The sequence below is a fragment of the Flavobacterium myungsuense genome (assembly GCF_042677265.1).
Lineage (GTDB): Bacteria > Bacteroidota > Bacteroidia > Flavobacteriales > Flavobacteriaceae > Flavobacterium > Flavobacterium myungsuense.
In genome coordinates this window covers 1-12,511 of sequence record NZ_JBHTIZ010000005.1, presented here as the reverse complement: position 1 = coordinate 12,511, position 12,511 = coordinate 1, and the positions used below count along the sequence as shown (strand labels likewise).

The 12,511-nt window shown below is 33.9% G+C and carries 9 protein-coding genes; 3 read left to right on the top strand and 6 right to left on the bottom strand.

The window, feature by feature from the left end:
* The first annotated feature begins 122 nt into the window (after positions 1–122).
* Positions 123–698: a DUF1697 domain-containing protein gene (locus ACFQ0S_RS00510; protein WP_379755623.1), complete on the top strand. Its 576-nt coding sequence runs from the start codon at positions 123–125 to the stop codon at positions 696–698.
* Positions 699–721: 23 nt separating this feature from the next.
* Here the strand turns inward: ACFQ0S_RS00510 and ACFQ0S_RS00505 are convergent, their stop codons facing one another.
* From ACFQ0S_RS00505 to ACFQ0S_RS00495, 3 genes are all read right to left on the bottom strand, one after another.
* The gene (locus ACFQ0S_RS00505) at positions 722–2,953 is read right to left on the bottom strand and encodes a cation:proton antiporter domain-containing protein (RefSeq protein WP_379755626.1); all 2,232 of its coding nucleotides are present in this window, start codon (positions 2,951–2,953) and stop codon (positions 722–724) included.
* Between the two features lie 114 nt (positions 2,954–3,067).
* Positions 3,068–4,414, bottom strand: coding sequence for an adenylosuccinate lyase (gene purB, locus ACFQ0S_RS00500; protein WP_379755630.1), 1,347 nt, complete (start codon positions 4,412–4,414; stop codon positions 3,068–3,070).
* A 124-nt stretch (positions 4,415–4,538) separates the two neighbouring features.
* Positions 4,539–5,225 (bottom strand): SIR2 family NAD-dependent protein deacylase, encoded by a 687-nt coding sequence (locus ACFQ0S_RS00495; protein ID WP_379755633.1) that lies wholly within the window; start codon positions 5,223–5,225, stop codon positions 4,539–4,541.
* A 66-nt stretch (positions 5,226–5,291) separates the two neighbouring features.
* On the opposite strand from ACFQ0S_RS00495, the gene ACFQ0S_RS00490 reads away from it, so the two are divergent.
* The gene (locus tag ACFQ0S_RS00490) at positions 5,292–5,954 is read left to right on the top strand and encodes a TrmH family RNA methyltransferase (protein WP_379755636.1); all 663 of its coding nucleotides are present in this window, start codon (positions 5,292–5,294) and stop codon (positions 5,952–5,954) included.
* Between the two features lie 12 nt (positions 5,955–5,966).
* On the opposite strand, the gene ACFQ0S_RS00485 is transcribed toward ACFQ0S_RS00490, so the two are convergent.
* The 3 genes from ACFQ0S_RS00485 to ACFQ0S_RS00475 form a co-directional block, all read right to left on the bottom strand.
* Positions 5,967–6,731, bottom strand: a complete 765-nt coding sequence (locus ACFQ0S_RS00485; protein ID WP_379755639.1) for a carboxypeptidase-like regulatory domain-containing protein — start codon at positions 6,729–6,731, stop codon at positions 5,967–5,969.
* A gap of 141 nt (positions 6,732–6,872) precedes the next feature.
* Complete coding sequence (locus ACFQ0S_RS00480; RefSeq protein ID WP_379755642.1) at positions 6,873–8,840, bottom strand: DEAD/DEAH box helicase; 1,968 nt, start codon at positions 8,838–8,840, stop codon at positions 6,873–6,875.
* Between the two features lie 100 nt (positions 8,841–8,940).
* The gene (locus ACFQ0S_RS00475) at positions 8,941–9,513 is read right to left on the bottom strand and encodes a non-canonical purine NTP diphosphatase (protein ID WP_379755645.1); all 573 of its coding nucleotides are present in this window, start codon (positions 9,511–9,513) and stop codon (positions 8,941–8,943) included.
* 650 nt (positions 9,514–10,163) lie between these two features.
* Here ACFQ0S_RS00475 and ACFQ0S_RS00470 point away from each other — a divergent pair.
* The gene (locus ACFQ0S_RS00470; RefSeq protein WP_379755648.1) at positions 10,164–12,248 is read left to right on the top strand and encodes a T9SS type A sorting domain-containing protein; all 2,085 of its coding nucleotides are present in this window, start codon (positions 10,164–10,166) and stop codon (positions 12,246–12,248) included.
* Positions 12,249–12,511: the final 263 nt, after the last annotated feature.

Genomic DNA, 12,511 nt, shown 5'->3' with positions numbered 1-12,511 from the left:
ATTTATGTAGAGATTAACGCTACTCACTAGCACATCAGTTTCAAATATACTATTTTTTTCAAACAGTTGCATTTTATTCTATACCGCAATCAGTATATTTGAATACTCTTAAATACCTTTTCATGACAACCCATCTTGCACTGCTGCGCGGCATCAATGTTTCTGGTCACAACACCATCAAAATGGAGGCACTCAAAGCCGCGCTTGAGGGCATAGGGTTTCAAAACGTGCAGACCTACATCCAGTCGGGCAATGTTTTTGTGGATACGCCCGAAGAGCAACCTGCCAAGGTGGGCTTTCTCATCAAGCAGGAAATTTTCAAGGTTTTTGGGCATGAAGTTCCCGTTGTGGTTATTGGCAAAGAAGATTTAGAAGCCTGTTTCCGAAACAATCCTTTTTTGAAAGCGACTCAGGTAGATACCAAGAAATTGTATGTAGCTTTTATCTCGACGAGCTTGCGAAGCGACAGCATCAACGACTTAAAGATGAGTCAGGTCAAACCCGATGAAGCCCATATAGATGGGAGTAGAATATACATCAAATATGCTGTGGGAGCTGGAAAAACGCGATTGGAACAAAAATATATTGAGAAAAAATTGAATGTTACCGCCACCATCCGCAATTGGAATACTGTTTCTCAATTGCTAGAAATGGATAAAGAAAGAGAGTTAAAAAAAGAAATAAACAAAGATAAATGAGTAAGAGTACTATCGGTATATTACTAATTATGAACCAATTCTGCTAATAACTTTTTATCGCCAACAATCCACAGAATATCATCTTTTTCTAAAATGATATCCGATTCAGGATTTAAAATTCTATTGCCTCTTTTTTCGATACCTACCACAAGTCCATGAGTTTGTTCTCTTACTTTAGAATCTCGAATCGTTTTTCCAATATAAGCTTCGTTTTTTAATTCTATTTGGCGTAAAACAATTTCTGGCTCTAGAACAGATGTTGGAACTTCAATTTCATGTTGTTCTAAATATTTTTTGAATGCGTTGACTTGAATATCGTTTCCTATGACACAAATTTCATCGCTAGGAAATAATCGGTCATTTCTTTTGGGGATATGAATCATTATTTCTCCTCTTTTTATTGAAGCTATATTAATTCCTAATTGTTCTCTAATCTTTAATTCTTTTAAAGTTTTTCCAATGATATTAGACTCTTTTGCGATTTCAAAATAAGCCATGTGCCCGTCCCAGGGCGACAAATCACTTCTGCTTCTTTTTGCTTTTGTAATCTCTCTATCATTTAAGTTGGTTAAAAAATGATTTTCTATTTTATGATATTGAGCGTTTAATTTTTTACGAAATAGAAAATAAGTTACAACTGCTCCAATTAATGTAAAAATAGCAGCTATTGGTGAGAAAAATATGTTTAACAAAAAGCCAATAAAAAACAGCGTTAGTAGGAATCGAAATAGGATCATCATTACAATTGGGCCTCGGTATTTGCGCTCTTCCATCAATAGATCTACTTCTGCTATAGCTACTCTGCGTAGGGATAGTGCCCATAAAAACGGAGAAAGTACTGCTAAAGTTATTAATGCACCTAGGGCATTTCCGTATTTAAAATTAACTACCAGCGGTAATATAAATTGTGATGAAAGTAAAATAATAGCTACAATGATTACAGAAACAAAAATAACTTGAAAAAGAAATGCGTTTAGCACTTTTTGCCAGTTGCTGACTGATTTTATAGATTGCGTATTTGCACTATACCTTTCAATATTTTTGATCCATTTTCTCGGCAGTTTTTTGGATAATATTTCCGAAAAAGGAGTTGCCATTTTTATCATAAAAGGAGTTGTAAAGGCTGTAATAGCAGAAACAGCAACTACTATAGGATATAAAAAGGAGCTTGTAACATTTAATGTAATTCCTAATGATGCAATAATAAAGGAAATCTCACCAATCTGAGATAAACTCATTCCGGTTTGTACAGATTCTTTTAGAGGCTGACCTGAGAGTAAGGCACCAATAGTAGAGCTTATCGATTGCCCAAAAATCGTAACTAATGATAATACAATAATTGGTATAATATGTTCATACAAGGCACTAGGGTCTATTAGCATTCCTACAGACACAAAAAAAACGGCCCCAAATAAATCTTTAACAGGTTTTACTATATGTTCAATATGTTCTGCTTGAGTTGTTTCTGCAATAATTGATCCCATAATAAAGGCGCCAAGGGCAGGAGAGAAGCCCGCATTTGTTGCTAAGATTACCATTAATAAACAAAGGGCAATTGAAATGATGAGAAGCATTTCATCTGTTAATAAATGTTTTGCTTTTTTAAGTAGTGTAGGGATAAAGAAAATACCTGCAATAAACCAAAGCATTAAGAAGAAACCTAGTTTTAAAATAGACAGTATTAGTATCCCTCCTGAAAACTGCTCACTTACTGCAATGGTAGATAACAATACCAACATTAATATAGCCACAATATCCTGTACAATGAGCGATCCAATAACAATTCCAGCAAATTTTTGAGCCTTTACACCCAACTCATCAAACGATTTTAAGATAATTGTTGTAGATGATATTGATAGAATGACTCCCAAAAAAATACTGTCCATTGTAGTCCAATCCATCCATCTGCCAACTAAATAGCCCATTAGCAAAATAGAAGTTATTTGAGTAATAGCAGTAATAGATGCTGTTCCTCCCACTTTCATAAGTTTTTTAAAACTGAATTCTAATCCTAGGCTAAACAATAGAAAAATCACTCCAATTTCAGCCCAAACCTCTACACTCTCAATATCTTTTACGGATGGAAAAAAATCAAAATGGTTGCCTGCTAAAAACCCCGCTATCAAGTAGCCTAAAACTAATGGTTGCTTCAGCTTTTTAAATAGTAAAACTGCAATTCCTGCAGTAATTAGGATTAATCCTAAATCACTAATAAGCGGTTTTAAATAATGTGATGCTTCTGTTATTTCAATCATGATTCTGTATGTGCAACGATTATTGAGATATTCAGATGAAATTCAAAGTAGTACGGCTAATTTAAAATAAAATAATCATAATAAGAATAGTTTTTAAAATTAGATATTTAAATTTTAAATTCCCAAAAAATTACTCGGGGTAATTTGCATCAGTTCAGTTTTAATGTCATCCGAAACGTCTAAAGTGGCTATGAAGTCATGAATCGCTTTTTTATCAATTGCTTCATTAGTTCTTGTTAAACCTTTCAAAGCTTCATAAGGATTTGGATACCCTTCGCGACGCAAAATAGTTTGAATCGCTTCGGCAACAACTGCCCAATTCTTTTCTAAATCTTCATGGAATTTAGTTTCGTTTAAAAGTAATTTGTTCAATCCTTTTAAAGTGGCTTCAAAGGCAATAATGGTATGACCCATTGGCACACCAATATTTCTCAAAACAGTACTATCAGTCAAGTCACGCTGCAATCTCGATAAAGGTAATTTAGCGGATAAATGTTCGAAAATAGCATTAGCAATTCCTAAATTTCCTTCTGAGTTTTCAAAATCAATAGGATTTACTTTGTGTGGCATGGCTGACGAACCTATTTCTCCAGCTTTTATTTTTTGTTTGAAGTAGTCCATAGAAACATACGTCCAAATGTCTCTGTCTAAATCAATTATAATTGTATTTATTCTTTTTAGGGCATCGAAAAATGCCGCAAAATGATCGTAATGTTCAATTTGTGTCGTGGGGAAGGAGTGATGCAATCCAAGAGTTTCTTCCACAAAATGGTTGCCAAATTTTCTCCAATCTATTTGTGGATATGCCACATGATGTGCATTGTAATTTCCTGTAGCACCTCCAAATTTGGCTGCAAACGGAATGTTAAATAACAAACGCATCTGTTCCTCTAAACGTTCTACAAAAACACCAATTTCTTTACCTAAACGAGTAGGAGATGCAGGCTGACCGTGCGTTCTTGCCAGCATCGGAATATCACGCCATTCCATGCTCAACTCTTTTAATTTTGAGGTTAATGTGATAAGCGATGGCATGTATACTTTCTCAAAAGCTTCTTTGGTCGAAAGCGGTATAGCGGTATTGTTGATGTCTTGCGAGGTCAACCCAAAGTGAATAAACTCTTTGTATGTAGACAAACCCAACTTTTCGAAGGCGTCTTTGATAAAATATTCTACAGCTTTAACATCGTGGTTGGTTACTTTTTCAGTTTCTTTTATCCATAAAGCATCTTCAGTAGAGAAATTTTTGTAAATGGAACGTAAACCATTAAAAAGGTTTGGATTTACAGTGGCAAGTTGAGGTAACGGAGCTTCGCATAAAGCAATGAAATATTCAATTTCAACCAATACGCGGTATTTGATTAAAGCCTCTTCAGAAAAAAATGGTGAAAGTGCAATAGTTTTGTTTCTATATCGTCCATCAATAGGAGATACAGCGTTCAATTCGTTTAATGTAGTCATTGTTGTGTTGTTGTTTCGAGTGAACAAAGATAATAGATTTCAGATAATAGATTTTCAGATTTTAAATTAAAATTGTAATTGCCATTGCCATTTTCATTGTTATTGAAATTGACTTTTGTCAATGCTATTTATTTAGTTCTTTTTGAACGATTTTCATCCCTTTAGAGCCAGTTGTTGCAATAATTTTAATGTCATTGGGAACATCGTAGATTGTTGCAGGTTTTGGATCAATGTAATAAATTGGAATTGGAGTAGGAGCAAAATGTATCAAACTCGCAGCGGGATAAACTTGTAACGATGTACCAATTATGATAAGGAAGTCAGCTTTTTTTACAATAGCAACGGCCTCTTCTAAAGCAGGAACCTCTTCTCCAAACCAAACGATATGAGGTCGTAAGGGATTGCCTTTGTCATCTGAATCAGTAATTGATAAATCGTCTTGCCAATCTAAAATATAGTCGTCATTTTTAGTGCTACGAACCTTTAACAATTCGCCATGCAAATGTAAAACATTCGTACTTCCTGCTTTTTCGTGTAAATTATCTACGTTTTGAGTGATAATAAATACATCGAAATCCTTTTGTAATTCAGCTAAAATTTGATGTCCTAAGTTGGGTTGTACTTCTTTCAGCTGGCGTCTTCTTTGATTGTAAAAATCAAGTACTAATGTTCGGTTTTTATGCCATCCTTCTGGGGTTGCCACATCTTGCACGTTATGGCCCTCCCATAGTCCGTCGCTGTCTCGAAAGGTTTTAATTCCGCTTTCGGCACTAATACCAGCACCAGTTAAGACTACTAGTTTCTTTTTCATCAGACAAAATTCATTTGGTTATAAAACTACTGTTTTTTACTATTTTTACCAAAAAATAATCGGCTAATGATTGATATTGATTATCTTAATTATTTAGAAAACTTTCTGACTGAAAATAGAAAAGAACGATTTCTGAAAGTACTACAAAACCGAACCAAGCATTTTACGATTGTAGTAGAAGATGTTTTTCAAATGCACAATACCAGTGCAGTAATGCGCAGTTGTGAAGTTTTTGGTATTCAAGAGTTAAATGTAATTGAACAACGATTTGGGAAAAGAATCGATAAAGAAATTGCGATGGGCGCACAAAAATGGGTCGATATTAGAACTTTTGATAGTGTGTCAAATTGTGTCGATACGATGAAAGAAAAAGGGTATCAAATAATTGCTACTACACCACACGAGAACGACTGCTTATTGGATAATTTTGATATTTCTAAACCCAGTGCTTTATTTTTCGGAACCGAACGTGATGGTTTGTCTGAAGAAATCTTAAAACGCGCCGATGGATTTCTTAAAATTCCTATGGTGGGCTTTACGGAGAGTTTAAATATATCTGTTTCGGCAGCTATAATTATTCAAAATCTCACAAATCGATTGCGTAATTCAACTGTAGATTGGCATTTGTCTGAAAAAGAAGTTTTAGAAAAACGCTTGTCTTGGGCTAGAAATTCTATTAAGGATATTAAGCGAATTGAGGAACGATATTATGGAGAAAAGAAGAAATAGCTTAAATGAGAATTAATTTTTCTTTAATACTTTATATTGTTCATAACACTGACTAATAGCATCCATAATTTGTAAATCATTGGCTTCTTTTACAAACGCTTCCGAATAATTACAACGTTCTAAAATTTCTGCTATTTCATTTTTATCTATTCCAAGAAGTACCGAAACCATTTCTCTATCATATTTAGATTCTAGTAAGGTTTTTACATTGTTGTCTTTTTTCATTTCTTTAAGACGCTTGAGTTCTCTTGGCTTTTTCCCGAAAAAATTATACAACATATCAGCAGGGTTAAAAATAGAACCCATAACTCTATTAAAAGCATTTGGAGAATATTCGCCAGCTTCATATCCTTGTTGTAAGCCAGAAATGCTATACCTATAGTTTTCTCTTGACGGAATTAATTTCGAATCTACTTCTAAATAACCGGTTAAATTATAGGGCATAATAATAACTTCTTCAAGCGCAATGGCTTTCTCGGTCATTTGAATTTTTGTAGTCTTATTTTTTATCCAGTCGTTTGTTACTCTAATTTTTATAGATTGAAATCCTATGTAGGAAACATGTAGGGTATCATTTACAGTAGCTTCAATTTCAAAAAATCCCTTTTCGTTGGTATTGGTGCCTCTAGATTTATTTAGGTTTATGACGTTTACATTAGATATGGGAAGTAATGTTTGATCATTTTGTATAGTACCAGAAATTTTTTGGGAAGTTGTTGCTTGAGAAAAGCAATTCAATGACAATATTATAAAAAAAAAGACTATTAAATATCTCATACGGTGTTTAAAAAGTTAAAAGTAATAAAACACGATAAGATATTGAATAGTCATCTTTATAATTATAAGAAAATTAACAAAAGATTTAATTTTCAATTCCATAATTCCCCTCTACTTTGGAGAGGGACTAGGGGTGAGGATTTAGCTTTTTCTTGGTCTTCTTTCTTTTGGAGTATCCGACGAACCTTCTGAACGTCTAGGAGCTCTATTTGAAAAACCATCTGTTCTAGGTGCATCCGATCTTCTTGGCGCTCTGTCTGATGAAAAACCGCCTTCACGTCTAGGTGCTGATGAACCTCTAGATTCGCTTCTTCCTCCAAAACCACCTTCACGTGGTGCTCTTTCAGAAAAACCGCCTTCTTTTCTTGGTCCAAAACCTCCGCTTCTAGGAGCTGAATTCCTATCGCTTCTAAAACCGCCACCGCCGGAACTTCTTCCGCCACCAAAGCCACCAGAGCTTCTTCCGTTATGATCGCGTCTTCCGCCACCATCATTTTTAGAAATCTCAACGTTGATTCTACGTCCTTCTAACTGAACATTATTCAACACATCCATTACTTTATCTGTAAATTCAGGATTGGTGTTAAAGAAAGAGAACCCTTCTTTTACATCTACTTTAAATACGTCATCACGACCTAAGTCTAACGTTTCTTTTAGATAATCTTTTAAAGTCATCCAATCGAAATTGTCTCTAGAACCAATGTTTACAAAATAACGAACTGCTCCGCCATTGTTGTTTTCTCTTGGTTCTCTGTCGTCACGTTCGCGTCTGTCAGAACCCGAAGATTGAGAAGATAAATCTCTTGTTTTCTTGTAGTAATTGATGAAACGGTTGAATTCAACTGAAACCATTTTCTTAATTAACTCTTCTTTAGATAAGCTTTCTAAAACATTATTGATTGCTGGAAGATAATTGTCAATTTCGTGATCTACTTCTGTATCTTTTATCTTGTTAGCCAAGTGCAACAATTGAATTTCGCAGATTTCTATTCCAGATGGAATTGTTTTTTCTTCGAATTTCTGTTTGATGATTCTTTCTATAGAAGAAATTTTACGAATTTCACTTTTCGTTACAATAACAATAGAAGTTCCTAGTTTCCCAGCACGACCGGTTCGGCCCGAGCGGTGATTATAGGTTTCTATTTCATCTGGCAATTGATAGTTTACTACGTGAGTAATGTTATCAACGTCAATACCACGAGCAGCAACATCAGTAGCTACTAACATTTGTATTTGTCTGCCTCTAAATGATTTCATTACTGAATCTCGTTGTGCTTGCGATAAATCGCCATGCAAAGCAGCAGCATTATAACCGTCTTCGATTAATTTTTCAGCCACTTGTTGCGTATCTCTTTTAGTACGACAAAATACTACAGAAAAAATATCTGGATTAGCATCTGCCAAACGTTTCAAAGCTTCATAACGGTCTCTTGCATTTACCAAGTAAAATTCGTGAGAAACGGTAGCCGAGCCAGAGTTCTTAGCTCCGACAGTAATTTCTAAAGGATTGTGCATGAATTGTTTTGCAATTCGTGCTACTTCTTGTGGCATGGTTGCTGAAAACAACCACGTACTTTTTTCGTCAGGTGTAGTCGAAAGGATATTTACAATATCTTCGTAGAAACCCATATTCAACATTTCATCTGCTTCATCAAGAATACAGTAATTAATTTGAGAAATGTTGACCAATCCTCTGTTAATCATGTCTTGCATTCTACCTGGAGTTGCTACAATAATTTGTGCACCTCTTTTGATGTCTCTAGCTTGATCCGTAATACTTGCACCACCATAAACCGCCACCACATTAATACCTTTTTCGTATTTTGAGTAGTTTTTAATCTCATTTGTAATTTGCAAACATAGTTCGCGAGTAGGTGATAAAATTAACGCCTGTGTATTTCTGTTGTCAGCATCAATCTTTTGAATCACTGGAAAACCAAAAGCTGCCGTTTTCCCTGTCCCTGTCTGAGCCAACGCAACTAAATCTGTGTCTTGTTCCAATAATAGGGGAATCGCTTTCTCCTGCACTTCGGTCGGATTCTCAAATCCTAGATCGATAATCGCACGCTGTAGCGATTCACTCAATCCTAATTGTTCAAATTTGTTCATATGTATTTTTAAAATTTGGTGCAAAAGTACGCTTTAAAAACCATATAATCTAACAGAAAACCTAGATTTAATAATTTAATACTATTTGACAATCAGCAAGTTAGTTTTTTAAGTAGTCAATGAGTTGCTGCGTAGCCTTTCCGCGATGGCTGACTTTGCCTTTTTCTTGAAGAGAAAATTGCGCAAATGTCTTTTTAAAACCATCAGGCTGAAAAATAGGGTCATACCCAAATCCTTGATTTCCAGTTTTCTCAAAAGTGATTGTTCCTTTTGCAATTCCAGTAAAAAGGTGCTGGTCTCCGTTGATATTTAATGCAATAACTGTTTTAAATTGTGCAGTGCGATTGGGTTTATCTTTTAAGTTTTGTAGCAACTTATTCATATTATCATCATCGCATTTTTGTTCTCCGGCATAACGCGCTGAATAAACTCCTGGTGCTCCATTTAAGGATTCCACTTCTAAACCAGTATCATCAGCAAAGCAATTGTAACCATACTTTTGAGTAACATAATTGGCTTTTAAGATAGCATTGCCTTCAATTGTATCGGCAGTTTCGGGAATTTCTTCATGGCAGCCAATATCTGAAAGGCTTAATAACTCAATTGTATTAGGAAGCATACTCTGTACTTCGTTAATTTTATTTGTATTATTTGTAGCAAAAACAATTGTCATGTCTATAAGGTATAGGGTTTATTTTAAATATGAGGTTGAATCTTTAAAATTTATGATCCAGTAATTTTTAAATTGGGATACTCTAAATTGTATGCTATTTAACAAATTTTATTCAAATATAGTTGATTTTAAAACATTGTGTATTATTAGTTTTGATGGTAATTTTTTGTCAGTTCTTTTTTTTATAGAAATGCGTATCAAGCACAAATGAAATTTCATAAATTAATAATCCTTGATACATTTTTTGCTCTGTTTTACTTAAAAAAAGACCCTTTTAATAATTTCGATTAACATGATTGATTTTACAATTTCTATAAGCTATTAATTTTTGTGTTTACTGTGTAACTTATAATTTTTCAATGTTTTATGACAATTCAATTTTAAATTTAATTCACTAAGTTCATAATTTATGGTTTGGGTAAATATTAATTTTGCAATAAAAAATTTACAAAAAAATGCAAGAATTTGGCATTTTGTCGAATATTTAGGTTAGTTGACTGATTTTTTTTTATTTCTTGAAATTTTATGGTTATTTTATAGCTATTATTATAAAAATCTAAAATCTTGAATAATTTTCAGGACTAATCACTTTTTATATAATGTAAAAAAATTAAATTGAAAATTAATAGTAACCCCAACAAAATTATTTTATGAAAAATTTTTTACTTATCGGTTTGTTCTTTGTAAGTACTTTAAATAGTATTGCAAATAATTACATTGAATCTGCTGTAAGCAATTCAAATGAATCTACAGAAACGTCTACACTTGCATGTACATCATGTACTAAATTGATTGTTTCACAATGTGGTGCTACTTTAGCATCTGTAACTACAACTATACTTGCTAGACCTGTTACTGGCGCAACAGACTATAGATTTGAAATTACCAAAGGATTAGCTGTTACGGTAATCACCACTGGTACAAATAGATCTTTTAATTTAGGTCAATCTGCTGGACTTGCTGATTATAATACAACATATAGTGTAAAAGCTGCTGCTAGAATAGGTGGAGTTTGGGAAGAGTATGGAGATGCTTGTACGGTTACCACTCCTGCTGCACCAGGTCTTACTAAAGTAGTAGGCAGTCAGTGTGGTATTACTTTAGCAAATGCCAGCACTCCGGTTTTAGCCGATGAGGTATTTGGAGCTACAACGTATCGTTTTGAAGTTTCTAGCGGAGCTACAGTTTTAGGAACCGTTGATGCTGCAGCTAGAACTTTTCAAATGACTCAAGTTCCTGGATTAGCTTACAACACTCAATACAGTGTGCGTGTATCAACAAATAACAATGGATTTACCTATGGCACTCCTTGTAATATTTCAATACCGGCAAGCAATACTCAAACTAAAGTAATTGCTGGCCAATGTGGAGTAACAGTTCCTTTAGCTACATCACAAATTAATGCAGATGAAGTTTTTCAAGCTACAGCATACAGATTTGAAGTTACTAATGGTTCAACTGTTCGATTTGTTCAAAATGTAAATCGTTTTTTTAATCTTGGCCAGTTGTCTGGAGGTGCTGCCTATGGAACAACTTATTCTATTCGTGTTGCAGTTGTATTTGGGGGAGAATTACAATTGTATGGACCAGCTTGTACAGTTACTTTGCCACCACTTACTAGGTTAATTAGTTCACAATGTAATGCTAATTTATCATCTGTTGCTGCACCTATATGGGCATCACAAGTTCCTTCTGCAAGTGCGTATCGTTTTCAAGTAACTAAAGGTGCTTCTGTAAATGTTTTTGAAACAACCAATAGATTTTTTAATCTAACTTCTTTACCTTCAGGAGTAGCTTCATACAATACAACTTATACTATCAGAGCGGCTTACAGATTTAATGGAACATGGTTGCCGTATGGTGATGCGTGTACATTAACAACACCAGTAACTGTTACATCAACTAGATTAATTGATTCTCAATGTAACGGATCAATAGCTTCATTTAGCACACCTATTTTAGCGAATGAAGTTTTTCAAGCTACATCTTATAGCTTTGAAGTTACACAAGGATCAAATGTTAATGTTGGACAATCAAATACAAGATCTTTTTTATTATCTACAATTCCTGGTTTAGTATACGGCGTTCCGTGTAGTGTTAGAGTTGCTGTTACTTTTAATTCAGTATTGCAACCTTACGGTACTGCTTGTGTTGTTACTCCTCCAAGTACAATTGGTAATACACAACTTATTACTTCGCAATGCGGAGGTACATTAGCAACAGTTAATTCACCTATTTTAGTTAACCAAGTCTATTTAGCTTCTGATTACCGTTTTGAAGTTACGAACGGATTAAATGTAAGGACCTATGAAACTACGTTAAGATATTTCTTATTGTCTCAATTAGTTGGTGGAGGTGCTCCCAGTACAACCTATGCTGTAAGAGCAGCTGTAAAATTTAACGGAGAATGGCAAGCATTTGGACCTTCTTGCAACGTAACAACGCCAGCTGCACCAATTAGCAGAATGAATAATAGTTTAGTAAATACTAACTTTACTGTAAAAGCATTCCCAAATCCTTTTGCTTCACAATTTAAATTAGATATAGAAAGTGCTAGTGATAGCGTTGTAGAACTTAAAGTTTACGATATGATAGGTCGTCAATTAGATGTTCGTAAAGGAACTGTATCTGAATTGTCTTCTCAAGAAGTTGGTGCAAGTTACCCAAGAGGGGTTTATAACGTATTGGTTTCTCAAGGACAAAATGTAAAATCTATCCGTATGATTAAGAGATAATAACATTTATTTAATATTAAATAAAAGGTTTAAAAATAAATTTTTGATGTATAAAAAGTAGTAAGCAAATGTTTACTACTTTTTTTTTAATTTAATATTCAGAAACAGTTTATAATCTTATTTTTTGAATTCAATATGAGATAAATTTACGTCATTAAAAACTTGTTTTTAAAAGTTTTTGATACTGTACAAAAAAAGTGTGTAAAGTTAAAAATTTGTAATTTTAAATTACTAACGATAAACTTACAGACTAATGAACTTTA